A 24,671-nucleotide genomic window follows, 5' to 3' on the forward strand; every position below is an offset into this window, starting at 1 on the left:
ATATGCCCACCCTGAACCACCGAACCTGGCTACCTGTTGTGTTGAGCGCCTTGCTGTGCAGCCAGGCGGCCGCCGAGACTTTTGAAGTCAAGATGCGCAACCGCAGTGCCACCGGTCCGATGACCTATGAACCCGAGTTCCTGCAGATCAAGCCGGGCGACAAGATCAAGTTCCTGGCCAGCAGCAGCGGGCACGACGCGGTCAGCATCCCGGGCATGGCGCCCGCTGGTGCCAAGCCCTTCAAGGGCAAGATCAACGAGGAGATCGAGGTCAGCTTTGATGCCCCGGGCCTCTATGGCGTGCAGTGCCTGCCCCATTACGCGATGGGCATGGTGATGCTGGTGCAGGTGGGCGATGCGCCGCTGCCCGGCCTGCAGGTACCTGCCGAGGTGCCCGAGCGCGCGCAGCAGCGCTTCAAGGACATCGTCAGCCGCGCCTCGGTGCCGCGCTGAACCGCTATCGCAATTTTGGGCAACACCAGACAATGACTTATTTCAAATGGATGGCGCGCAGCAGCGGCCTGGCGGCGCTGGCCCTGGCGGCAGGCCATGCGCAGGCCGGCGCGCAGGACGAGGCCAAGGGCTTGATCGAAGGCGCGAGCCTGGGCATGGTCAACCGCATGGTCTATGAGCAGCTGGACTACCGGCGTGGCGACAGCACCCGCGTGGTGTCTGGCGGCGCGCGCTCGGACAAGGCCGCCGAAGCCGGCTATGGGCTGATGCTGAACTTCAGCTCGGGCTACACGCAAGGGGTGGTCGGCCTGGGGCTCGATGCGCATGCCTATGGCGGCATCAACCTGGGCTCGGACGCCGACAAGGTGCGCAGCAACCCGCGCTATATCGCCAAAGACGGCACGGACCTGCAGGACAGCTTTGGCCGCGCAGGGGCGGCGCTCAAGCTGCGCTGGTCGTCGACCGAGCTGAAAGTGGGCGAGATGCGCAGCAAGAACCCGATCTTCCACTCCTCCGACACCCGCCTGCTGCCCGAGACCAACCGGGGCTGGCAGATCAGCAGCAACGATATTGCGCAACTGACGCTGCAGGCCGGCCGCTTTACCCGCTGGGCCGACCGCAATGCGCGCAAGAACGGCCAGCCCCTGCTGGCCAATTACTCAGGCGTGCAAGGCGATGCCTTCAGCTTTGCCGGGGGCAGCTGGGCCACGCCCTGGAGCGGGCTGAGCCTGTCAAGCTACGTCGGCCAATACGAGGATGTCTGGAACACCTGGTACCTGGGCGGCGTCTACAAAAAGGCGCTGGCCGAGAAGCAAAGCCTCTCGCTGAGCCTGAACCTGTACCGCAACAAGGACACCGGCGCGGCCAAGGCTGGCCGGGTGGACAACCTGACCTGGAGCCTGATGGCGACCTATGCGGCCGGCATGCACCAGCTGGGCCTGGGTTACCAGAAGGTCGATGGCGATACGCCATTCGACTATGTCAACCGGGGCTCCATCTGGCTGGACAACGCGATGCAGCTGTCGGACTTCAATGCGCCGCATGAGGCGTCCTGGCAGCTCAAGTACGAGGCCGATCTGGGCCAGTGGCTGACGCCGGGCCTGCGCGCGGGCGTCGCCTATACACGCGGCTCGGGCATTGACTACAGCCGTGCCGGCAGCGTGTATGCCAACTACCTGGGCGCCAGCGGCCGTGGCGGCCGACACTGGGAGCGCGACATGCTGCTGCGCTACACCGTGCAGCAAGGCCAGGCCAAGGGGCTGGCGCTGCAGCTGCGCTACGGCGTGCACCGGGCCAACCAAACCCAGGGCGAGCTGAATGTGAACCAGGTGCGGCTGCTGGCGGAGATGCCCTTGCAGATTTTCTGAGGTAGTAGCGCGGCAAAGGAGGGCAATGGCGGCCAGCGCTGCCTGGCTGCAGGCCGCAGCCCAAGCGGCTATGATGAGCGCTCCCCCGATTGCCCATCCGTTCTTCGGAACGTCCCTGTCAGACCATGCAACGTCCTACCCGCCAGCGCGCCGCCATCGCCGATGCCTTTGCATCGCAAGGCCGTCCACTCTCACCCCAAGAGGTGCTGGAGATTGCGGGTGCTGCGCTGCCGGCCTTGGGCATTGCGACCGTCTACCGCAACCTCAAGTTGATGACGGAAGAGGGCCTGCTGCGCGTGGTCACCTTGCCCGGTGGCCTGCCGCTCTATGAGCCGGCCACACACGACCACCACCACCATTTCCAGTGCAACAGCTGCCGCCGGGTGTTTGATATCCAGGCCTGCCCGGGCGACCTCAAAGGCATGGCGCCGCCGGGCTTTCTGGTCGAAGGCCATGAGATCACCTTGTACGGCCAGTGCAAGGACTGCCGCAGCGGTGCAGGGCCTGCAGCCTGAGGCAGCGTAAAAAGCGGCTTAGAGGTACTTGAGCCAGGTGATATCGCGCCGGCGGGCCTTGAAGGCGGCAAAGGCCTTCACCGCCGGGTACAGCGCAAAGCCCAGGGCGACGGTGCTGAGCCACACCATCCACATCGAACCAAAGCCGAACAGCTCGCCTTGGTTGTTGCCCCAGACCGCCTGCGCGCCCAGGTAGAGGAACTTGAGCACATAGAGGTGCAGCACATAAAAGAACATCGGTGCGGCGCCAAACACCGTCAGCGGTGCCAGCCAGCGCATCTGTGGCCGGCGCTCAAAGGCGCGCAGCAGCAGCAGGCCGATGCCCAGGGTCAGCGCCAGAAACAAGAGGGACGGCGGGTACTTGGTGATGTTCAAAAAGCCCATCAGGCTGACCATCAGCGAGTCGCCCACCACCCAGGGCTTGTCGCCATAGACGTTGGCGGCACGCAGCAGCACAAAGCCCACCAACAGGCCCAGGCCCCAGGTCAGCAGGCGGCGCTGGCGCTGCAGTGCATCGACACCCTTGGCAAACCAGGGGCCCATCGCATAGCCCAGTGCGATCACGCCGATCCAAGGCAGCAGCGGGTAGGAGGTGCGCAGGCGCAGTGTCTCGCTCACATCGATCCAGCCCCGGTCATGCAGCACGGCCCAGAGCGTGTGCAGCGCATGGTCGGGCGCAAAGTGCAGGTGGTCGAGCAGGTTGTGGCCGGCGACCAGCAGCAGGCCCAGCGGAATGATCAGGCGGCGCGGAAGCCACACGAGGGCCGACAGCATCAGCATCGACAGGCCAATGGCCCAGATCACCTGCAGGAAGATCTTGGTGGGCGGGAACTGGAAGGTCCAGGCAAAGTTGACCACGGTCACCTCCAGCAGCACCAGAAACAGCCCACGCTTGAACAGAAAACCCGAGGCCGCCGCGCGCCCATCTTCGTACTTGCTGCCGTACAAAAAGGCCGACAGGCCCGTGAGCAGCACAAACACCGGCGCGCACAGGTGGGCGAGCAAGCGGCTGAAAAACAGCTCCGGGGCCGTCGCCGAGACATCCATCGGATCGGGCACCTGGTGGTGCAGGTAGAAGGTCTCGCGCACATGGTCGATCAGCATGAAGAGGATCACCAGGCCGCGCAGGGCGTCAATGGATTGCAGGCGGCTGGCGCCGGGCAAACCGGCAGCAGGGCTGCGGGGGAGGATGGGGGTGTCGGAGGACATGGAGCAGGCAGGCGAGATGGGCGGGCGAAAGGCGTATCAAATGATATTGATTGCGCATTATCATTTATATCGGCTGCCTGGTTGGGCTGGGAGGCCGAAATTCGCCGCCCGTGCGCCGTGCTCAGCCGATCAGCGGCTGGTCATCGAGTTCATTGCCTGCCGCCGAGGGTGCGGCGCCGCGTGGGAACTGCTGCTCCAGATGGCGCGATACCTGGCCGATGGCCGCCAGCAAGGCCTTTTCGTACTGGCCGCTGCGCAGCGCGCTGGCCAGGCTGTCGACCATCGCCTGCCACTGCGGACCGCTGACGCAGCGCGATACCGCCCGGTCGGCGACGATCTCGATCGCATGGTCGGTCAGCAGCAGGTAGATGAGCACGCCATTGTTGTGTTCGGTGTCCCAGACGCGCTGCTTGCCAAACTGCATCACCGCGCGCTCGCGCGCAGGCGCATCACGGCGGATATAGCTCCAGGGCAGGGCGCTTTCCACATAGACGCGGATCTGGCCGCTGTGCCTGGCCTCCGAGGCCGCGATGGCCTGCGCCAGGCGCTGCCTTGCGTCATCGGGCAAGGCATGGGAGGCATCGCGCTCCAGAAAGCGGTGGCGCAGTTGCCTGCCCCAGCGTTGCAACCAATGGCCCATCACCAACTCCCCGAGGCGCCACCGCCCCCAAAATTGCCGCCGCCGCCGGAGCTGAATCCGCCGCCGCCGCCAAATCCACCCCCGCCAAAGCCGCCTCCGCCGCCAAAGCCACCGCCGCCCCCGCCGATTGAGCTGCCCCCGCGCATGGTGCCGGCCAGCAAGACCACAAAGAGCGCAGCGACGCCCGCGCCAATGCCCAGCAGCACGCTGGAGGTGAGCCAGGCCGCTACCAGGCCTGCTGCGCCGCCGGTGGCCAGCGAGCCCAGCGCGCGGCCCAGCATGCTGCGCAACACGCTGCCGCCCACCATCACAAAGATAAAGAAGAACAGCAGCAGCTGCGCCGGGTCATCGGGCAAGGCCGAGGACGCCTGGTTGTGGGCAGGGGGCGTGCTGCGAGGCGGCGGCAGCGCCTCGCCCTTGATGAGCGCGCTGATCTGGGCCAGGCTGTCGCCAATGCCAGCGGCAAAGTTGCCGGCGCGGAAAGCCGGCGCCATCGTCTGGTCAATGATGCGCGCCGCGCGCAGATCGGGGATCGCGCCTTCCAAGGTCTTGGCCACCTCGATGCGCATGCGCCGGTCGTCCTTGGCCACCAGCACCAGCAGGCCATCGCCCACCTCCTTGCGGCCAATCTTCCAGGTGCTGGCCACGCGCTGGGCATAGGCGGCAATGTCTTCGGGGCTGGTGCTGGCGACCATCAGCACCACGACCTGCGCGCCGGTGTCGCGCTCCAGCGCCGTCAGCTGCGCTTCGAGCTGGGCCTGGTCCTGCGCGCTCAAGGTGGCGGTCTGGTCGATCACATGGGCGCTGAGCGCCGGCACCGGCTGCACGGCAGCGCGCGCTGGCGCGCTGAGCCAGGGCAGCAGCACGGCCACTGCCAGGGCCAGCACCCAGGCCAGCGGCGGGCGCCAAGCGGGCATCCGGGCCATGCGCTTACTTCCGCTCGGACGAGAAGTCGACGCTAGGCGGCTGGGAAATCTGGGCCTCGTTCTGCACCGTGAAATTGGCCTTGGGCTGGTAGCCAAAGACCTTGGCCGTCAGGTTGGTGGGGAACACGCGGGCCTTGATGTTGTAGGCCTTGACGGTGCCGATGTAGCGGTCCCGCGCCACGGCAATGCGGTTTTCTGTACCTTCCAGCGTCACGCGCAGATCGCGGAAAGCCTGGTTGGCCTTGAGCTCGGGGTAGCGCTCCGAGACCACCATCAGGCGCGACAGCGCGCTCGACAGCTCGCCCTGGGCCTGCTGGAACTTGTTGAAAGCCTCGGGGTTGTTCACCAGCTCGGGCGTGGCCTGGATCGAGGTGGCCTTGGCCCTTGCTTCGATCACCTTGGTGAGCGTGTCCTGCTCGAAATTGGCCTCGCCCTTGACCGAGGCCACGATGTTGGGCACCAGGTCCGCACGGCGCTGGTACTGGCTCAGCACCTCGCTCCAGGCGGCGGTGGATTCTTCGTCCAGGCGTTGAAAATCGTTATAGCCGCAGCCCGTCAGTGCCAGCGCTGCGGCTGCTACCACCAGAAATCGTTTCCATGCGTTCATGAGGGCTCCTCGCCATGTTCAGAGCCGCCATTGTTACCGATCTGGCAGCGGCCCATTGTCAGCGATTATTGACGGTCTGAGGGGTGCATGACCGGCATGCCTGCGTCGGCGCATGCAGTAGGATCGCCAGATGGACGATATCGTGAAACAAGCCATGGCCAAATGGCCCAACGTGCCCGCCTGCTGGGGCTGGCTGGCGCTGGATGCGCGCGGCAACTGGTGGTTGCGTGATGCGCAGGCCCAGGCCGCCGGCGCTTTTGCCAGTGGCCTGCCAGGCGCCAAGGGCTCGCAGGTGGAGCATGACAAGCTTGCGCAGTTCATTGCCCGCAATTACTTGGCCGATGCCCAGGGCTGCTGGTATTTCCAAAATGGCCCGCAGCAGGTGTTTGTGGAGCTGGAGGCCACCCCTTGGGTCTGGCGCGCGCAGTGGCGCGATGAAGCCTTGCAGCTGCATGCCCATACTGGCGCGGTGCTGGCGCCTGCGCAGGTGCAGGCGGTGCTGGCTGATGAGCAAGGCGCCGTCTACCTGCACACGGACCAGGGGCTGGGCATTGTGCATACGCAGGATGTGTTGGATGTGTCGCAGGCCCTCGAGCAGGGCCTGCTGCCCGAGCCGACCGAAGTGGCCAGCGTGCTGCTGGAAAAGCGCTATGGCTTTGTGCGCTCGCCCGCTGCGCTGAAGGCGGCGGGCCAGGCTTGATCTTTTAGGTCGCGCGGTGGGCGGCTTGGTTACTGCGCTTGCTCCACCATGTACTGCACCGCCGCATGGATCTCTTCATCCGATGCGCTGGAGCCGCCGCGTGGGGGCATCGCTCCCTTGCCGCTGATGGCGATCTTCACCATGCTGTCGATGCCCTGGGCGATATAGGGTGCCCAGGCGGCCTTGTCTCCAAACTTGGGCGCGCCTGCCACACCAGCGGCATGGCAGACAAAGCAGGCCTTGTCATACAGCGCCTTGCCATTGACGGCGGCGTTGGCCGTGGGAGCGGCGGCTGCAGGTGCTGCGGCTACGGCCGCTGCTGGCTCGGCGCTTGCCGCAGCAGGGGCACTGGTGGCAGCCGGTGCAGCCGCAGCGGTAGGGGCGGCACTGCCCGCATCGGCGCTGGCGGCGGCCGGGCGCTGGGGTTCGTCAAACTTGGCGCCTGCGGCATTGGCCATGTAGACCACGCCACGTGCGATTTCGGTGTCTTCAAAGTCACCCCCGCCTTGCGGGGCCATGGCGCCCTTGCCGGCCAGGGCCGAGTGCAGCAGCGCTTCGAGTCCGGTCTTGATGCGCGGCGCCCAGGCAGCGGCATCTTCAAACTTGGGGGCGCCGGCGGTGCCGGTGGAATGGCAGGTGGCGCACTGGGCCTGGTAGACCTCCTGGCCGGATTTGAGGGGGCGGTTGGCGTCGCGTATTTCGACCGAGCCCACTTTCTGCAGCCGGCTTTCGATGGAGCCCGCGTTATCGGCCGCGCCGGGGCCGGATTTGTTGGCAGAGGTCACATAGGTCACCAGACCGATGATGGCAAAAACCGGAATCACAAAAGCAAAGATCACCGTCCACAAAAACTGCTTGGGTGTTCTGACCGGGCCCGTGTGTGCTTCTTCTTGCTGGATGTCGCTCATGGCTTCCTCAAATTCTTTGGGGGCTTGTTGTTCATCGTGCAGAGGCCAAAATCATTATATCGACGGGTTTTTTGGCATGGCCTCCGGGCTAATACCTGCAGGCAAACCGCCACACTTGCGGCGCCGGCGCATAAAAAAATGGCTTGCCAGGGGGCTGGCAAGCCATTGTGGGGCCGCAACTGCGGGCGTTAACCTATGGTTTGCCAGCAGTGGGCGCCGCCTGTGCGACAGTGTCGGCCGGTGCCGGATCGGTCCAGCCGCCGCCCAGCGCCTTGTACAGGCCGACCTGGTTTTGCAGCTGGGTCAGGCGCACTTGCACCACCGCTTGCTGCAAGGTGAACAGCGAGCGCTGCGCATCGAGCAGGTCCAGGTAGCTGGCCACGCCGTTCTTGTAGCGCAGGTCCGACAGCTTCAGGCGTGCCGACTCGGCCTCGACCTGGGCTTGCTGCGACTGCAGCTGGTCGGACAGCGTCTGGCGGCTGACCAGGGCATCCGACACTTCGCGGAACGCCGTCTGGATGGCTTTCTCATACTGCGCTGCAGCAATCTGCGTCTGCACCTGTGCCACTTCCAGGTTGGCCTGGTTGCGGCCGGCATTGAAGATCGGCAGGTAGAGCGAAGGCGCGATCGTGAAGCCCTTGGACTTGGAGTCGAACAGGTCGGACAGCTCGGAGCTGGCAAAGCCGGCGCTGGCCGTCAGCGAGATCGCCGGGTAGAACAGCGCGCGCGCCGCGCCAATGTTGGCATTGGCGGCGATCATGGTCTGCTCGGCCTGGCGCAGGTCGGGGCGGCGCAGCATCAGGTCCGAGGGCAGGCCCGCTGGCACATCGGCCATCACCGGCAGATCGGTCAGGCGCTTGCCCTGCAGGCTGGTCAGCAGCTCGGCCGGTGGCGTCTGGCCCAGCAGCAAAGTCAGGGCGTTGACATCCAGCGCGCGCTGGCGCAGTTGCTGGGCCAGGGTGGCCTTGGCGTTTTCCGTCAGCGACTGGGCCTGGCGGTAGTCCAGCTCCGAAGCCACGCCGGCATCGAGGCGCAGCTTGGACAGCTTGATCGACTCTTCCCGCGTCTCCAGTGTGCGGCGCGAAATGTCGATCAGCTCCTCGTCGGCCTGCAGGGTCAGCCAGGCATTGGCGACCGAGGCCACCAGGCTGATCTGGGCCGACTTGCGGCCTTCTTCAGTCGCCAGGTACTGGGCCAGAGCCTGCTCCTTGAGGCTGCTGATGCGGCCAAAGAAGTCAATCTCCCAGCTCTGGATGCCGACCCCTACGCTGAAGGCATTCGCATAGCCGCCCGTGATCTGGCTGCGCTGGCGCGAGGCCGCACCCGAGACGCCCACTTCCGGAAAGCGCTGGGCGTCCTGGATCTGGTATTGCGCACGGGCCTGGGCGATGTTGAGCACCGCCACGCGCAGGTCACGGTTGTTGTCCAGCGCGGTCTGGATTAGCTGCTGCAGGCGCGTATCGGTGAAGAAGTTCTGCCAGGGAATATCGGCAGCGGCCTGCTGCGTCTCTTCCGTGGCCACCGGGTACTGCGCCGCCACCGGGGTGGCAGGCTTATCCAGTGACGGAATCAGCGAGCAGCCCGAGGCCAGCAGGGCCGCAGCCAGAACGGTTGGTATCAGTTTCTTATTCATGGTGGGTTCCTTTCCCCACATTGGCAGACAGAACGGCGTCGTGTCCGCGGTCAGGCGAATGCGGCGCGGGCGGGCTGCCTTGCGGTCCCTTGTCCTGCTCGCCCTTGCGGCCAAACAGACGGAAGACCTCGACAAAGAACACCGGCACCAGGAACACGGCCAGGAAGGTGCCGATGATCATGCCCCAGAACACGCCGGTGCCGATCTCGTGCTGACTCACGGCGCTGGCGCCCGAGGCGATGTACAGCGGCACCACACCCAGGATGAACGCGAGCGAGGTCATCAGGATCGGGCGGAAACGCAGGTGACCGGCTTCGAGCGCTGCATCGAGCGCGCTCATGCCCTGGTCGTGCAGGTCCTTGGCGAACTCCACAATCAAGATGGCGTTCTTCGCAGACAAGCCGATCACGGTGATCAGTGCCACCTGGAAGTAGATGTCGTTGGGCATGCCACGCAGGTGCATACCGGCAACGGCGCCCAGCACGCCCAGTGGCACCACCAGCAGCACGGCCAGCGGAATGCTCCAGCTCTCATACAGCGCTGCCAGGCAGAGGAACACCGCCAGGATCGAGAACGCGTACAGGATCATTGCCGACGAGCCGGCTTTCTTTTCGTCCAGCGACTGGCCGGTCCACTCGTAGCCAAAGCCTTGGGGCAGCTCGGCCGAGAGCTTTTCCATCTCTGCCATCGCGTCACCGGTGGTGTAGCCGGGCTTGGCCTGGCCGGTGATGCTCATCGAGGGATAGCCGTTGTAGCGCGACATCTGCATCGGGCCGGTGATCCACTTGGCGGTCACCAGGGTCGAGAGCTCGACCAGCTTGCCATCCGCATTGGGCACGGTCAGCTTCAGCACGTCTTCGGGCTGCATGCGGGTGGCAGCGTCGGCCTGGATGGTCACGCGCTGCATATAGCCCTTGTTCGGGAAGTCGGTCGAGTTGCTCGAGCCCAGTGCCGTCGACAAGGTGGTGGCGATATCGCCCATGCTGACCTTTTGTGCCGATACCGCATTGCGGTTGATATCGACCTGCCACTGCGGCGCGTCGTCCACACCGTCAAAACGCATGCCGGTCAGGATGGGGCTCTTGCTCGCCTTGGCGATCAGGTCATTGCGGGCCTTGAGCAGCTCGGCGTGTCCATGGTTGCCCCGGTCCTGCAGACGGAAGGTAAAGCCATCGCTGTTGCCCAGCTCGGAGATCGACGGTGGCACCAGGGTGTAGATGAAGCCGTCACGCAGGCTCATCATCGCGCCCATGGCACGGCCGGCGAACGACGAGGCATCCGAGCCCGGCGCGGTGCGCTCGGACCAGTCCTTGAACACCGTGAAGGCCAGACCCATGTTCTGCGCTTGACCGGCAAAGCTGAAGCCCAGAATGCTCACGATGTTGGCCGTCTCGGGTTGCGCCAGGGCAAAGTCTTCGAGCTGCTTCATGGTCTCGCTGGTGCGCTCCTGGGTGGCACCCGGGGGCAGCTGCACCAGGGAGATCACATAGCCCTGGTCTTCCACCGGCAGGAACGCAGTGGGCAGTGCCTTGAAGCCAAACACCACACCGACGATCACCGCTGCATAGACCAGGAAGGCCATGAACGTGCGCTTGACGACGCCGACCAGGGTCTTTTGGTAGCCCTTGGTGGCCTTGCCGAACATGCGGTTGAACCAGTTGTAGAAGGGGCCCAGCAGGCCGGTCTTCTTGTCATGCGCATGGCCCTTGGGAATGGGCTTGAGCATGGTGGCGCACAGCGCAGGCGTCAGGGTCAGCGCGAAGAAGCCCGAGAAGAAGATTGAGATCGCCATCACCAGCGAGAACTGGCGGTAGATATTGCCGGTCGCGCCCGAGAACATGGCCAGCGGGATGAACACGGTCACCAGAATCACGGTAATACCGACCACGGCACCCTGGATCTGGCCCATGGCCTTGATCGTCGCCTCCTTGGGCGATAAGCCCTCTTCGGACATGATCCGCTCGACGTTCTCGACCACCACGATCGCATCGTCCACGACGATACCGATCACCAGCACCATCGCGAACATCGACAGAATATTGATGGTCAGCCCCACGCTGTACATCACGGCAAAGGCCCCGAGCAGCGCAATGGGCACGACGATGGTCGGGATCAGGGTGTAGCGGATGTTCTGCAGGAAGATCAGCATCACGATGAACACCAGCACAATGGCTTCGAGCAGGGTGTGCAGCACTTTTTCAATCGAGATCTTGACGAACTTCGAGGTGTCATACGGCGCGGCCCACTTCACACCGGCTGGCAGGAAGGGTTCGAGCTCGTCCATCTTGCTGTAAACCTCTTTGGCGGTGGCCATCGCGTTCGCGGTCGAGGTCAGCTGCACGGCCAGCGCCACGGCGGGCTTGCCGTCCAGGCGCGAGTTGGTGGCATAGCTCTCGGAGCCCAGCTCCACACGCGCCACGTCCTTGAGGCGCACGGTCGAGCCGTCCGAGTTGGAGCGCAGCACCACCTCGCCAAACTCTTCGGGCGTGGACAGCTGGCCCGGCACGACGATGGTGGCGTTCATCATGGTGCCCGGCAGGCTCGGCGTATCGCCCAGCGCGCCGCCGGAGATCTGCTGGTTCTGCGCGGCAATGGCGGCATTGATCTGAGCGATCGACATGCTGTAGCCCTGCAGCTTGGCAGGGTCGACCCAGACGCGCATCGCGCGGCCGGCCGCAAACAGCTGGGCCTTGCCCACGCCGTTCAGACGCTGGATTTCCGGCACCACATTGCGGTTGACGTAATCGGAGATTTCGTCACGCGAGGTCTCCCCGGTGTCCGACTGGAAAGTCAGAATCATCAGGAAGTTGCTCATCGACTTGTCGACGCGCACCCCCAGCGATTGCACGATGCTGGGCAGGCGCGGCGTGGCGCGGGCCAGCCGGTTTTGCACATCCACCTGGGCCAGGTCGGGGTTGGTGCCGGGCTCGAAGGTCACGGTCAACTCGCCGCTGCCGGTGGCAGAGGCGGACGACGACATGTACATCAGGCCTTCGGCGCCGTTGATTTCCCGCTCGATCAGCTGCAGCACCGAGTCGGTCAGGGTCTGCGCGGTTGCGCCAGGGTAGGTCGCCGTCACCGTGATGGTGGGCGGCGCCACGCTCGGGAACTGCGCCACCGGCAGTCGGGTAATGGACACGATACCTGCGAGGACCACGAAGATCGCGATCACCCAGGCAAAAATCGGTCTGTGAATAAAGAACTTTGACATTCCGCTGTGTCCTGTTTATTTGCTGGCGGCGGTGTTGCCTGCAGCTTCTGGCGAGGCGGCGGGCTTGTCCGCAGCGGGTGCCTCAGCCTGGGGCGCTGCCCCCGCTGCGGGAGCCGCTGGCGCTGCCGCCTTGTCGCTCGGGTTCTTCCATGGCACTGGCGTGACGTGTGTCGCGCCCATGCCCAGCTTGATGAAGCCATCGACCATGACCTGGTCGCCCGCCTTGAGGCCTTCGCTCACCACCCAGTTCGTACCCTTGGACTGGCTGATCTGCACGGGCCGTGGGCTGACCGAGCCGTCGGCGGCGACGATCATCACGGTGTTGCCCTTTTCATTGCGGGTCACGGCCTGCTGGGGCACCAGCACGGCGTTGTCCACTTGGGCTTCCTGGATGTGCACACGCACATACATGCCCGGCAGCAGCAGGTTCTCGGGGTTGGGCAGCTCGGCGCGCACGCTCACCTGGCCGGTGGCTGGGTCCACCGTCAGATCGGTGAACAGCAGCTTGCCGGGGTGGGCATAGGGCTTGCCGTCGTCGGTGTAGACGATGACCTTGGCGGCGTTGTCGCCTGCCTTGGCCAGCTTGCCGGACTTGAGCGCCTCCCGCATGCGCAGGATGTCGGACGAGGACTGCGTCACGTTCACATACAGCGGGTTGATCTGCTGGATCACGGCCAGCTCGGTCACACCGCTTTGGCCGACCAGCGCGCCTTCGGTCACCAGGGAGCGGCCAATGCGGCCGGAGATGGGTGCCGTCACCGAGGCATAGCCCAGGTTGATGTTGGCGTTGGTGACAGCGGCTTTGCCGGCCGCGACCTGGGCCAGTGCGGCCTTTTCGTTGGCGACGGCAACGTCGTAGTCCTGCTTGCTGATGGCGTTGGCTTCGACCAGGGGCTTGTAGCGGCGGGCGGTGGATGCGGCCTGGGCCAACGTTGCCTGGGCCTGGGCCAGAGTCGCCTGTGCGCTTTCCAAGTTGGCCCGGTAGGGCGCATTATCGATCTGGAACAGCACCTGGCCGGCCTTGACGTCCGAGCCTTCGGTGAACAGGCGCTTTTGCAAGATGCCGGCTACGCGTGCACCCACTTGGGCCACCCGCACGGGCTCCAGGCGACCGGGCAGGTCGGAGACCACGGGGATGCTCTCGAGCTTCACCGTCAGAACGCTGACCTCAGGCGGCTTGGGTGCGCCTCCTTGCGGGGCTGCGTGTTCGTCTTTCTTGTTGCCGCAGGCGGTCAAGACCAGGGCAGCCACCAGCGTCAGAGCCAGCACACCGGTTGTACGGCGTGGGCTGGTAGCGGCTGGGCGGTTCCCGGTAGATTGGTTTGCTTCATACATCTGCTGCATGAAAGTCCCTTCGGTAGATGAGAAATGGTAAAGATGGAGAACCCGGAGGTCCCTCTAGGGCTTGTCTCACATCCGGGCGCGGATGATCCTCAATTCCCATGAAATTGCTGCGCGATTATACATACATGCGCAAATGTATAATTGTCGAAATTTGATAAATAACGCACGGCCTTTGGGTTGACAAACAGGGGTCATGTGATTGCAAGAACGGAATACAAGCGATGGCCCGACGTACTAAAGCAGAGGCAGATGAGACCCGCATCAAGCTGCTGGATGCGGCAGAACAGGTGTTCTTTGAGAAGGGCGTTGCGCGCGCCTCGCTCAACGAAATCGCCCAGCGGGCAGGTGCGACCCGCGGGGCGGTGTACTGGCATTTCAAAGACAAGGTCGATGTGTTTTCATCGATGCTCGATCGCATTTGCATGCCCTTCGAGGAAATTTGTGACGACAAATACGGTGACCTCGCGCCGCTGGACCGCATTCGCCGGTCCATCTATGCGGTGTTTGACAGTATGGATGGGGATGAACGCCGCCGCAAGGTGTTTGACACGGCGCTGTTCAAGCTCGAATACGTCGGTGAGCTCGAGAGTGTGCGCGAAGGCCATGTCGAGAGTTTTGCCTGCTCGCAGCGCAAATTTGCCGCAGATCTGGAAGAGGCCGCTAGCCGGGACCAGGTGCAGATGCAGATGACGCCCCAGGAGGCGGCGCTGGGCTTGCACTCCCTGTTTGTTGGGCTGATCCATGGCTGGGTGCTCAATGAGGGCAACTTTCCGCTGCGCAGCATGGGTGAAAAGGCGGTCGAGGCCTATCTGGCCGGCCTGGGCTTTGGCCCCGGCAAGCTGGCTGCAGGCCGCTAAAGGTTTTTGATGGGCTGCCCCTGGCGCGATGCCCGGGCGACAACTGAACGGCCAGGGCATCCAAGCCATGCCATAATCTGCGGGTTGATCTGCAGCGCATGGCGTCTGCAGCTTGTGCGGCTGTAGCTCAGTGGATAGAGTATTGGCCTCCGAAGCCAAGGGTCGTGGGTTCGATCCCCGCCAGCCGCACCAACGCCTTTTTTGTGCTCTGCCAGAGCAGCACCAACCCGCCTGCGGAGTCGCAGCGCGGGTTTTTTGTTGCCTAGTTCCTGTTGGGTGCTGCTGGCGTGCAGGTGTTGGCTTGCGCGGCTGCAGATCGGGCTGCGTTCCCCGGAGGGGTGTTGCGCAGCAGTGGCTACCAGGCCTTTGCGTGCCGCTGGTCGGGCATTGCGATGTGTCTCTGCAGGCACCAAAGAGGTTCCATGCGCGCCATCGTTGCGACGGATCGCCCGCTTTCCGCACGATTTTTTGAAAAAACCTGGCCGATTCGTCCGAGGTGCCCAAAAACCGCCTACAATACGCAGCTTAGCGGCTGTAGCTCAGCTGGATAGAGTACTTGGCTACGAACCAAGGGGTCGTGGGTTCGATTCCTGCCAGCCGCACCAGTTAAGAGCCTCGAGATTCAGGTCTCGGGGCTTTTTATATAGAGTGAAGCATTGTTTTCGGGTTTGTTCGGGTTGCGTCCCTTGAAGAAATTTGCGAGAAATCGGAAGTTTCTAAAAACAGCCAAAAATGATGCTACAATCTAGTTCTTCTTCGGAGGGGTGCCCGAGTGGCTAAAGGGGGCAGACTGTAAATCTGTTGGCTTACGCCTACACTGGTTCGAATCCAGTCCCCTCCACCAGAAATGGTTGAAGAAGAAAGCTTTGCAGCAATTGCGCTTCTGGCGCGGTTGATGCGGGAGTAGTTCAATGGTAGAACCCTAGCCTTCCAAGCTAATGACGCGGGTTCGATTCCCGTCTCCCGCTCCAGTCTGCAGTAAAGCGATCCTGTTGCAATTTGAAAAAATTGCCCATGTGGCTCAGTGGTAGAGCACCCCCTTGGTAAGGGGGAGGTCGGCAGTTCGATCCTGCCCATGGGCACCATATTTAAGTGCGCACGGTTCTTGTTGCGCTATATCCCATTAGGTTTAGGTTTTTTCGGAGTCTAGAATGGCAAAAGGAAAATTCGAGCGCACCAAGCCGCACGTGAACGTGGGCACCATTGGTCACGTGGACCACGGCAAGACCACGCTGACGGCTGCTATCGCAACCGTGCTGTCTGCCAAGTTCGGCGGCGAAGCCAAGAAGTACGACGAAATCGACGCTGCTCCTGAAGAAAAGGCTCGCGGCATTACCATCAATACCGCACACGTTGAGTACGAAACGGCTAACCGCCACTACGCTCACGTGGACTGCCCAGGTCACGCCGACTATGTGAAGAACATGATCACCGGCGCTGCCCAGATGGACGGCGCTATTTTGGTTTGCTCGGCTGCTGACGGTCCCATGCCCCAGACCCGTGAACACATCCTGCTGGCTCGCCAGGTGGGCGTGCCTTACATCATCGTGTTCCTGAACAAGTGCGACATGGTGGATGACGAAGAGCTGCTGGAGCTGGTGGAAATGGAAGTCCGCGAACTGTTGGACAAGTACGATTTCCCAGGTGACGACACCCCTATCATCCGCGGCTCGGCTAAGCTGGCTCTGGAAGGCGACCAATCCGACAAGGGTGAACCCGCTATCCTGCGTCTGGCTGAAGCGCTGGACACCTACATCCCAACGCCAGAGCGCGCTGTGGACGGTGCTTTCCTGATGCCCGTGGAAGACGTGTTCTCCATCTCTGGTCGTGGTACCGTGGTGACCGGCCGTATCGAGCGCGGTATCATCAAGGTCGGCGAAGAAATCGAAATCGTCGGTATCAAGGACACCGTCAAGACCACCGTTACCGGCGTGGAAATGTTCCGCAAGCTGCTGGACCAAGGTCAAGCTGGTGACAACGTTGGCCTGCTGCTGCGCGGCACCAAGCGTGAAGACGTGGAGCGTGGCCAAGTGCTGTGCAAGCCTAACTCGATCAAGCCACACACCCACTTCACCGCTGAAGTGTATGTGCTGAGCAAGGACGAAGGCGGCCGCCACACCCCCTTCTTCAACAACTACCGTCCTCAGTTCTACTTCCGTACCACGGACGTGACCGGCGCCATCGAGCTGCCAGCTGACAAGGAAATGGTTATGCCTGGCGACAACGTGTCGATCACCGTCAAGCTGATCAACCCCATCGCTATGGAAGAAGGTCTGCGTTTCGCTATTCGCGAAGGCGGCCGTACCGTGGGCGCTGGCGTGGTTGCCAAGATCATTGCGTAAGTATTGATTTCGTAGGGGTATAGCTCAATTGGCAGAGCGTCGGTCTCCAAAACCGAAGGTTGTAGGTTCGATTCCTACTGCCCCTGCCACTGAATAAGTGGTCAACCAAGCCCGCCTGATTACAAGGCGGGCTTCGGCGTCTTGAGTGATGCCTATTTTCATCTCTGAATTGTCGACATGGCTGCTACACAAGTTGAAACTGTTAGTTCTGGTGCGGACAAGCTCAAGCTGTTCGCCGTAGCTGCATTGGTTATCGCCGGTATCGCCGGCTTTTACCTGTTGGCCAAACAAGGTGCGATTGCCCAGTGGGCCGTACTGATTGTGGCTCTCATTGCGGCTGTCACCGTTTTTCTGGTGTCTGAACCAGGTAAGCAATTTGTTGGTTTTGCCAAGGACTCCTGGCGTGAAGTCAAGAAGGTTGTTTGGCCTTCGCGTAAAGAGACGCTGCAGATGACCGCCTACGTGTTCGCGTTTGTGGTCATCATGTCTTTGTTCTTGTGGATGACTGATAAAACGCTGGAATGGGTCTTGTATGACCTGGTTCTGGGCTGGAGGAAGTAATGTCGAACACGGACGAAACAACCAACACAGGCGCTGAGGCGCCTATGAGTGCTGCTAATCCCGATCTGCGCTGGTACATCGTGCATGCCTACTCGGGCATGGAGAAGGCCGTCGAGCGCAATATCCTGGAGCGCATTCACCGCTCGGACATGCAAAGCAAGTTCGGTCGCATCCTGGTGCCTACCGAGGAAGTGGTGGAAGTGCGCAATGGTCAGAAGAAGACCACCGAGCGCCGCCTGTTCCCCGGTTATGTGTTCGTCGAGATGGTCATGGACGACGACACCTGGCACTTGGTCAAGCACACCAGCAAGGTGACGGGTTTTGTGGGCGGTGCCAAGAACCGTCCGGCTCCCATCTCCGAAGCAGAAGTTCAGAAGATCGTTCTGCAGATGGAAGAAGGCTCGGACAAGCCGCGCCACAAGATCGAATTCACCGTGGGCGAATTCATCCGCGTCAAGGAAGGTCCGTTCACGGACTTCAACGGATCTGTCGAAGAAGTAAACTACGAAAAGAGTCGACTTCGCGTTTCTGTTATGATCTTTGGCCGTTCAACTCCGGTTGAGCTGGAATTTGCGCAGGTCGAAAAAACCTGATTCATTTTCATGCACTTACGGACTCGGTGCCTAAACAGAGTCTTAACCCCCGGGGAGCCCGCGCTATGCAGTGCGGGCGTTTTTACCCGTAAGGAGCTATAAATGGCAAAGAAAATTGTCGGCTTCATCAAGCTGCAAGTGCCAGCTGGTAAAGCCAATCCATCGCCACCCATTGGTCCAGCGCTGGGTCAACGTGGTCTCAACATCATGGAATTCTGCAAGGCGTTCAACGCCCAGACCCAAGGTGTCGAGCCAGGTCTGCCACTGCCTGTGGTGATCACCGCATTTGCGGACAAGAGCTTCACGTTCGTCATCAAGACCCCACCCGCAACGGTGCTGATCAAGAAGGCGATCAAGCTGGACAAGGGTTCTTCGAACCCTCTGGCCACGAAGGTCGGCAAGATCACCCGCGCTCAGCTGGAAGAGATCGCCAAGACCAAGCTGAAGGACATGAACGCTGCTGACGTTGACGCCGCTGTGCGCACGCTGGCTGGTTCCGCCCGTTCGATGGGCGTTACGGTGGAGGGCCTCTAAGATGGCAAAGTTGACCAAGAAGCAAAAGGCCCTGCAAGGCAAGGTGGACACCACCAAGCTGTACGCATTCGCTGATGCAGTTGCAATCGTCAAGGACGCAGCAACGGCCAAGTTCGACGAATCCATCGACGTGGCTATCCAGCTGGGCGTGGATGCGAAGAAGTCGGACCAAGTGGTTCGTGGCGCTGTCGTGCTGCCTAACGGCACCGGCAAGACCACCCGCGTGGCCGTGTTCGCACAAGGCGCCAAGGCTGAAGAAGCCAAGGCCGCTGGTGCCGATATCGTGGGTATGGACGAGCTGGCCGCGATGGTCAAGGCTGGTGACATGCCTTTCGACATCGTGATCGCTGCGCCTGATGCCATGCGTATCGTTGGTACCCTGGGTCAAATCCTGGGCCCACGTGGTCTGATGCCTAACCCCAAGGTGGGCACCGTGACTCCCGACGTCGCTACGGCTGTGAAGAACGCCAAGGCAGGTCAGGTGCAGTTCCGCGTTGACAAGGCTGGTATCGTTCACTCGACCATCGGCCGCCGCTCGTTCGAGAACGACAAGCTGCAAGGCAACCTGGCAGCCCTGATCGACGCTCTGAACAAGGCAAAGCCAGCTACCAGCAAGGGTCTGTACCTGCGCAAGGTGGCGGTGTCGTCGACGATGGGTATCGGCGTGCGCGTCGATGCACAGACCATCGCAGCGTAATTGCTAAAAAAATCGTCAGGCAGGTGCTTGCACCTGTCTGGTGTGGTGGGCTGGCAAGGGGTTTTGAAAAAAACGCCATGCCAGGCCATCCAAGACCGTTGGTGTGATTCGATCACTTAAATCTTTTTGCCAACGCAGATGGCGATCCCGCTGCAGATGGATGAATTTCCAAAACAGTTGGTCGCTGCAACAAGAGCGCGCAGGTGGAGTTCGCTCCTAATGCGCATTTGAAGGAGTAGACCTTGAGTCTGAATCGCAGTGAGAAAGAAGCGGTCATCAATGAAGTGACCAGCCTCGCCGCTAAAGCTCAAACGCTTGTGTTCGCGGAATACCGCGGCATCACGGTCGCTGACATGACGAAGCTGCGTGTGGAAGCACGCAAGCAAGGCGTGACGCTGAGTGTTCTGAAGAACACCCTGGCTCGTCGCGCTGTTGCTGGTAGCAGCTTTGAAGTGGTCGCTGACCAGATGACCGGCCCGCTGATCTACGGTTTCTCTGAAGATGCAATCGCCGCTGCCAAGGTAGTGGCCGATTTCGCGAAGACCAACGACAAGTTGGTGATTCGCGGTGGTGCATTCGAAGGAAAGGCGTTGGACGCTAACAGCGTTAAGCAACTGGCAAGCGTGCCTTCCAAGGAAGTGCTGCTGGCCCAATTGTGTGGCTTGCTCATGTCGCCAATCTCGCGTACGGCCGTTGTGCTGGGCGCACTGGCGGCCAAAAAGGGCGAAGGCGCGGAAGTCGCCGAAGTCGCTGCAGCTTAAGCGCGGCAAAACCAACCGATATATTTAGGAAATCAAAATGGCATTCGATAAAGACGCATTCTTGACCTCCCTGGACAGCATGACTGTTCTGGAACTGAACGACCTGGTCAAGGCAATTGAAGAGAAGTTTGGCGTGAGCGCTGCTGCTATGGCCGCTCCTGCTGCTGGTGGTGGCGGTGCCGCTGCTGCTGCTGAAGAAAAGACCGAGTTCAACCTGGTGCTGCTGGAAGCCGGCGCTAACAAGGTTGGCGTGATCAAGGCCGTGCGTGAAATCACCGGTCTGGGTCTGAAGGAAGCCAAGGACATGGTCGACGGCGCTCCTAAGGTTCTGAAGGAAGCTATGCCTAAGGCTGACGCTGAAGCCGCTGCTAAGAAGCTGGTGGACGCTGGTGCAAAGGCCGAACTCAAGTAATTGAGGGCTTTTTCAAGGCTGGAGTACCCGAAAAGGTGCTCCAGCCTTTGGCGCTTCTGGAATATCGTTCGCTAGAGCACACCAAAAACTGGCCGTTGATGGCTGATTTTTAGTGTTTTCTAACATCCGACACTAGAAAACCCCTTGGTTCGGGTGGTGTGCAATGCACCACCGTCTGCCATGGTTGGTAGTGGCCAACCCACCAAGCTGCAACCCCCTCGCGGGGGTGTCGTCGAAGACCCAGGACTCATGTCTTTGCCCGGAGATCTCATGGCCTATTCTTACACCGAACGCAAGCGAATCCGCAAAAGTTTCGGCAGCCGCGATAGCGTGCTCGAAGTGCCTTACCTGCTGCAAATGCAAAAAGATGCTTACACCGCATTTTTGCAAGCAGACTCGGCCCCCAAAAAGCGTACTGATGAAGGCTTGCAAGCTGCCTTCAACTCGGCTTTCCCCATCGTCTCGCACAACGGTTTTGTGGAGATGAAGTTTGTCGAGTACAACCTCGCCAGGCCCGCTTTCGACGTGCGCGAATGCCAGACCCGTGGTCTGACCTTCTCGTCCGCTGTGCGCGCCAAGGTGCAGTTGATTATCTATGACCGTGAATCCTCCACGCCCCAATCCAAGGTGGTCAAGGAAGTGAAGGAGCAGGAAGTCTACATGGGCGAAGTGCCCCTGATGACGGACAAAGGTTCATTCATCGTCAACGGCACCGAGCGTGTGATCGTCTCGCAGCTGCACCGCTCGCCAGGCGTGTTCTTTGAACACGACAAGGGCAAGACGCACAGCTCGGGCAAGCTGCTGTTCTCGGCACGCATCATCCCTTACCGCGGCTCCTGGCTGGACTTCGAGTTCGACCCCAAGGACCTGCTGTTCTTCCGTGTGGACCGCCGCCGCAAGATGCCGGTGTCGATTCTGCTCAAGGCCATCGGCATGACGCCCGAGTCCATCCTGGCGACGTTCTACGAGAACGACAACTTCCGCCTGATGGACAGCGGCGCGCAAATGGAATTTGTGGCTGACCGCCTCAAGGGTGAAGTCGCGCGCTTTGACATCACCGACAAGTCGGGCAAGGTCGTCGTCGCCAAGGACAAGCGCATCACCGCGCGCCACACCCGCGAGATGGAGCAATCGGGCACCAAGTTCATCAGCGTGCCTGAAGACTTCCTGCTCGGCCGCGTCGCTGCCAAGAACATCGTTGACCCTGACACCGGTGAAATCATCGCCAAGGCCAACGAAGAGATGACCGAAGCGCTGCTCAAGAAGCTGCGCGCAGCCGGCATCCAGGATCTGGCTTGCATCTACACGAACGAGCTGAGCCACGGCGCCTACATCTCGCAGACCCTGCGCACCGATGAAACCGCTGACGAGTTCGCTGCACGCGTTGCCATCTACCGCATGATGCGCCCTGGTGAGCCTCCCACCGAGGACGCCGTGCAGGCGCTGTTCCAGCGTTTGTTCTACAACGAAGACACCTACGATCTGTCGCGTGTCGGCCGTATGAAGTTCAACGCCAAGATCGGCCGCGACACCGCGATCGGCCCCATGGTGCTGTCCAACGAAGACATCCTCGAAGTCGTGAAGATCCTGGTCGATCTGCGCAACGGCAAGGGTGAAGTCGATGACATCGACCACTTGGGCAACCGCCGCGTGCGTTGCGTGGGCGAGCTGGCCGAAAACCAGTACCGCACCGGTCTGGCACGTATCGAAAAGGCTGTGAAGGAGCGTCTGGGCCAGGCTGAGCAAGAGCCCCTGATGCCGCACGACCTGATCAACAGCAAGCCGATCTCGGCTGCGCTGAAGGAATTCTTCGGCGCCTCGCAGCTGTCGCAGTTCATGGACCAGACCAACCCGCTGGCTGAAATCACGCACAAGCGCCGTGTTTCCGCTCTGGGCCCAGGCGGTCTGACCCGCGAACGCGCAGGCTTCGAAGTGCGTGACGTGCACGTGACCCACTACGGCCGCGTCTGCCCGATCGAAACGCCTGAAGGTCCCAACATTGGTCTGATCAACTCGCTGGCTCTGTACGCGCGTCTGAACGAGTACGGTTTCATCGAAACCCCTTACCGTCGCGTGATCGATGGCAAGGTGACCGACCAGATGGACTACCTCTCGGCCATCGAAGAAGGCAAGTACGTGATCGCGCAGGCCAATGCCGAGCTCGACGCCGAAGGCCGCCTGACCGGTGACCTGGTCTCTGCCCGTGAAAACGGTGAATCGACCCTGCTGTCCGCCGAGCGCGTGCAGTACATGGACGTGTCGCCCGCACAGATCGTGTCGGTGGCTGCGTCGCTGATTCCGTTCCTCGAGCACGATGACGCGAACCGCGCATTGATGGGTGCCAACATGTCGCGCCAGGCCGTGCCTGTGCTGCGCCCTGAAAAGCCCATGGTCGGTACCGGTATCGAGCGCGTTGCTGCGGTCGACTCGGGCACCGTCGTGACGGCTACCCGTGGCGGTATCGTCGATTACGTGGACGCGACCCGTATCGTGATCCGTGTGAACGACGAAGAAGCCGTGGCCGGTGAAGTGGGTGTGGACATCTACAACCTCATCAAGTACCAGCGTTCCAACCAGAACACCAACATCCACCAGCGTCCTGTGGTTCGCCGCGGCGACAAGCTGGCCAAGGGTGACGTGATTGCCGACGGTGCATCGACCGACCTGGGCGAAATCGCCATTGGTCAGAACATGCTGATCGCCTTCATGACCTGGAACGGCTACAACTTCGAAGACTCGATCCTGATCTCCGAACGCGTGGTCGCGGAAGACCGCTACACCTCGATCCACATCGAGGAGCTGGTGGTGATGGCCCGTGACACCAAGCTGGGTGCCGAGGAAATCACGCGCGACATCCCGAACCTGTCCGAGCAGCAACTCAACCGTCTGGACGAGTCCGGCATCATCTACGTGGGTGCAGAAGTGCAGCCCGGCGATGTGCTGGTGGGCAAGGTCACGCCAAAGGGCGAGACCACGCTGACCCCAGAAGAGAAGCTGCTGCGCGCCATCTTCGGTGAGAAGGCGTCCGACGTGAAGGACACCTCGCTGCGCGTGGACCAGGGCTCGCAAGGTACCGTGATCGATGTGCAGGTCTTCACCCGTGAAGGCATCACGCGCGACAAGCGCGCCCAGCAGATCATCGACGACGAACTCAAGCGTTTCCGTCTGGACCTGAACGACCAGCTGCGTATTGTGGAAGCCGATGCGTTCGACCGTATCGCCAAGCTGCTCAACGGCCGCGTGGCCAATGGCGGCCCACAAAAGCTGGCCAAGGGCACCAAGATCGACAAGGCCTATCTGGACGGCGTGGAGAAGTTCCACTGGTTCGATATCCGCCCTGCCGAAGACGACGTCGCCGCCCAGCTGGAGTCCATCAAGAACTCCATCGAGCAGCAGCGCCACAACTTTGACCTGGCTTTTGAAGAAAAGCGCAAGAAGTTGACCCAAGGCGACGAGCTGCCCGCTGGCGTGCTCAAGATGGTCAAGGTCTACCTGGCTGTCAAGCGCCGTCTGCAGCCTGGCGACAAGATGGCCGGCCGTCACGGTAACAAGGGTGTGGTCTCCAAGATCGTGCCGGTGGAAGACATGCCTTTCATGGCTGATGGCACCACCGCCGACATCGTGCTGAACCCGCTGGGCGTGCCTTCGCGCATGAACATCGGTCAGGTGCTCGAAGTCCACCTGGGCTGGGCCGGCAAGGGCCTGGGCCAGCGTATCGGTGACATGCTGCAGGCCGAAGCCCGTGCCGCTGAAGTGCGCTCCTTCCTCGAAGAGGTGTACAACAGCCGCGGTCGCAAGGAAGACCTCAAGCAACTGTCCGATGACCAGATCATGTTCATGGCGGAGAACCTGAAGAACGGCGTGCCTTTCGCAACGCCGGTGTTCGACGGTGCTTCCGAGCAGGAAATCAAGGACATGCTCAAGCTGGCGTACCCGGATGACATCCAGGCACGCAAGGGTCTGACCGAGCCACGCACGCAGGCCTACCTGTATGACGGCCGCACCGGTGAGCGCTTCGAGCGTCCCACCACCATCGGCTACATGCACTACCTCAAGCTGCACCACTTGGTCGATGACAAGATGCACGCCCGCTCCACCGGTCCTTACTCGCTGGTGACGCAACAACCTCTGGGCGGTAAGGCCCAGTTCGGTGGTCAGCGTTTCGGTGAAATGGAAGTGTGGGCGCTGGAAGCCTATGGCGCCGCTTATGTGCTGCAGGAAATGCTGACCGTGAAGTCCGATGACGTGGTGGGCCGTACCAAGGTGTACGAATCCATCGTCAAGGGCGAACACGCTATCGAAGCCGGCATGCCGGAGTCGTTCAATGTGCTGGTCAAGGAAATCCGTTCCCTGGGCCTGGACATCGAACTGGAACGTTCTTAATTGAAGGGGGAAAGAGTCT

21 protein-coding genes and 6 tRNA genes are annotated in these 24,671 nt (G+C 61.7%); 19 read left to right on the forward strand and 8 right to left on the reverse strand.

Features of this window, described 5'->3' with window-relative positions:
* Positions 1-2: 2 nt before the first annotated feature.
* The 3 genes from WH265_RS19710 to WH265_RS19720 all read left to right on the forward strand — a co-directional run bounded on the left by WH265_RS19710 (position 3) and on the right by WH265_RS19720 (position 2,334).
* Entirely contained in the window at positions 3-452 is a 450-nt protein-coding gene (locus tag WH265_RS19710; protein ID WP_339559399.1) for a pseudoazurin, read from the forward strand.
* A gap of 32 nt (positions 453-484) precedes the next feature.
* Positions 485-1,819 (forward strand): OprD family outer membrane porin, encoded by a 1,335-nt coding sequence (locus tag WH265_RS19715; RefSeq protein ID WP_339535942.1) that lies wholly within the window; start codon positions 485-487, stop codon positions 1,817-1,819.
* 125 nt (positions 1,820-1,944) lie between these two features.
* Entirely contained in the window at positions 1,945-2,334 is a 390-nt protein-coding gene (locus WH265_RS19720; RefSeq protein WP_116926839.1) for a Fur family transcriptional regulator, read from the forward strand.
* An 18-nt stretch (positions 2,335-2,352) separates the two neighbouring features.
* Here the strand turns inward: WH265_RS19720 and WH265_RS19725 are convergent, their stop codons facing one another.
* The 4 genes from WH265_RS19725 to WH265_RS19740 form a co-directional block, all read right to left on the reverse strand.
* Positions 2,353-3,543, reverse strand: coding sequence for a DUF1624 domain-containing protein (locus WH265_RS19725; protein WP_339559400.1), 1,191 nt, complete (start codon positions 3,541-3,543; stop codon positions 2,353-2,355).
* Positions 3,544-3,664: 121 nt separating this feature from the next.
* Complete coding sequence (locus WH265_RS19730) at positions 3,665-4,183, reverse strand: TPM domain-containing protein (protein WP_339559401.1); 519 nt, start codon at positions 4,181-4,183, stop codon at positions 3,665-3,667.
* Entirely contained in the window at positions 4,183-5,100 is a 918-nt protein-coding gene (locus WH265_RS19735) for a TPM domain-containing protein (RefSeq protein WP_339559402.1), read from the reverse strand. Before WH265_RS19735 ends, WH265_RS19730 begins: the two co-directional genes overlap by 1 nt.
* 13 nt (positions 5,101-5,113) lie before the next feature.
* Complete coding sequence (locus tag WH265_RS19740) at positions 5,114-5,716, reverse strand: LemA family protein (protein WP_021027151.1); 603 nt, start codon at positions 5,714-5,716, stop codon at positions 5,114-5,116.
* A gap of 130 nt (positions 5,717-5,846) precedes the next feature.
* Between WH265_RS19740 and WH265_RS19745 the strand changes: the two genes are divergently transcribed.
* Positions 5,847-6,416, forward strand: a complete 570-nt coding sequence (locus WH265_RS19745; protein WP_339559403.1) for a DUF2946 family protein — start codon at positions 5,847-5,849, stop codon at positions 6,414-6,416.
* Positions 6,417-6,445: 29 nt separating this feature from the next.
* Here the strand turns inward: WH265_RS19745 and WH265_RS19750 are convergent, their stop codons facing one another.
* From WH265_RS19750 to WH265_RS19765, 4 genes are all read right to left on the reverse strand, one after another.
* Positions 6,446-7,324: a c-type cytochrome gene (locus tag WH265_RS19750; protein WP_339559404.1), complete on the reverse strand. Its 879-nt coding sequence runs from the start codon at positions 7,322-7,324 to the stop codon at positions 6,446-6,448.
* 193 nt (positions 7,325-7,517) lie between these two features.
* Positions 7,518-8,957 carry an efflux transporter outer membrane subunit gene (locus tag WH265_RS19755; RefSeq protein WP_339535948.1) on the reverse strand — a complete coding sequence of 480 codons (1,440 nt, stop codon included), beginning with the start codon at positions 8,955-8,957 and terminating at the stop codon, positions 7,518-7,520.
* The gene (locus WH265_RS19760) at positions 8,950-12,168 is read right to left on the reverse strand and encodes an efflux RND transporter permease subunit (protein ID WP_021027148.1); all 3,219 of its coding nucleotides are present in this window, start codon (positions 12,166-12,168) and stop codon (positions 8,950-8,952) included. The genes WH265_RS19755 and WH265_RS19760 overlap by 8 nt, the downstream gene beginning before the upstream one ends.
* 15 nt (positions 12,169-12,183) lie before the next feature.
* Positions 12,184-13,503 (reverse strand): efflux RND transporter periplasmic adaptor subunit, encoded by a 1,320-nt coding sequence (locus WH265_RS19765; protein ID WP_027010963.1) that lies wholly within the window; start codon positions 13,501-13,503, stop codon positions 12,184-12,186.
* Between the two features lie 230 nt (positions 13,504-13,733).
* Between WH265_RS19765 and WH265_RS19770 the strand changes: the two genes are divergently transcribed.
* The 15 genes from WH265_RS19770 to rpoB all read left to right on the forward strand — a co-directional run bounded on the left by WH265_RS19770 (position 13,734) and on the right by rpoB (position 24,652).
* On the forward strand, positions 13,734-14,369 hold the full coding sequence (locus tag WH265_RS19770; protein ID WP_021027146.1) for a TetR family transcriptional regulator: 636 nt from the start codon (positions 13,734-13,736) through the stop codon (positions 14,367-14,369).
* A gap of 116 nt (positions 14,370-14,485) precedes the next feature.
* Positions 14,486-14,561, forward strand: a tRNA-Arg gene (locus tag WH265_RS19775).
* Positions 14,562-14,897: 336 nt separating this feature from the next.
* Positions 14,898-14,974, forward strand: a tRNA-Arg gene (locus tag WH265_RS19780).
* Positions 14,975-15,127: 153 nt separating this feature from the next.
* Positions 15,128-15,213: transfer RNA gene (locus WH265_RS19785), tRNA-Tyr, on the forward strand.
* A 53-nt stretch (positions 15,214-15,266) separates the two neighbouring features.
* Positions 15,267-15,340 (forward strand) — tRNA-Gly (locus tag WH265_RS19790).
* Positions 15,341-15,379: 39 nt separating this feature from the next.
* A tRNA-Thr gene (locus tag WH265_RS19795) sits at positions 15,380-15,454 on the forward strand.
* A gap of 66 nt (positions 15,455-15,520) precedes the next feature.
* The gene (gene tuf / locus WH265_RS19800) at positions 15,521-16,711 is read left to right on the forward strand and encodes an elongation factor Tu (RefSeq protein ID WP_116926819.1); all 1,191 of its coding nucleotides are present in this window, start codon (positions 15,521-15,523) and stop codon (positions 16,709-16,711) included.
* 13 nt (positions 16,712-16,724) lie between these two features.
* Positions 16,725-16,800 (forward strand) — tRNA-Trp (locus WH265_RS19805).
* An 88-nt stretch (positions 16,801-16,888) separates the two neighbouring features.
* Complete coding sequence (secE, locus tag WH265_RS19810) at positions 16,889-17,272, forward strand: preprotein translocase subunit SecE (protein WP_021025391.1); 384 nt, start codon at positions 16,889-16,891, stop codon at positions 17,270-17,272.
* The gene (nusG, locus tag WH265_RS19815) at positions 17,272-17,865 is read left to right on the forward strand and encodes a transcription termination/antitermination protein NusG (protein WP_021025390.1); all 594 of its coding nucleotides are present in this window, start codon (positions 17,272-17,274) and stop codon (positions 17,863-17,865) included. The genes secE and nusG overlap by 1 nt, the downstream gene beginning before the upstream one ends.
* Positions 17,866-17,967: 102 nt before the next feature.
* Positions 17,968-18,399, forward strand: coding sequence for a 50S ribosomal protein L11 (rplK, locus tag WH265_RS19820; protein WP_021025389.1), 432 nt, complete (start codon positions 17,968-17,970; stop codon positions 18,397-18,399).
* A 1-nt stretch (position 18,400) separates the two neighbouring features.
* Entirely contained in the window at positions 18,401-19,096 is a 696-nt protein-coding gene (rplA, locus tag WH265_RS19825) for a 50S ribosomal protein L1 (protein WP_021025388.1), read from the forward strand.
* Between the two features lie 242 nt (positions 19,097-19,338).
* Positions 19,339-19,857 carry a 50S ribosomal protein L10 gene (rplJ, locus tag WH265_RS19830; protein ID WP_021025387.1) on the forward strand — a complete coding sequence of 173 codons (519 nt, stop codon included), beginning with the start codon at positions 19,339-19,341 and terminating at the stop codon, positions 19,855-19,857.
* Positions 19,858-19,894: 37 nt separating this feature from the next.
* Positions 19,895-20,269, forward strand: coding sequence for a 50S ribosomal protein L7/L12 (gene rplL / locus WH265_RS19835; RefSeq protein WP_021025386.1), 375 nt, complete (start codon positions 19,895-19,897; stop codon positions 20,267-20,269).
* A 270-nt stretch (positions 20,270-20,539) separates the two neighbouring features.
* Positions 20,540-24,652, forward strand: a complete 4,113-nt coding sequence (rpoB, locus tag WH265_RS19840; protein ID WP_312990044.1) for a DNA-directed RNA polymerase subunit beta — start codon at positions 20,540-20,542, stop codon at positions 24,650-24,652.
* Positions 24,653-24,671: the final 19 nt, after the last annotated feature.

It is taken from the genome of Comamonas sp. MYb396 (assembly GCF_037479555.1).
Taxonomy (GTDB): domain Bacteria; phylum Pseudomonadota; class Gammaproteobacteria; order Burkholderiales; family Burkholderiaceae_C; genus Comamonas.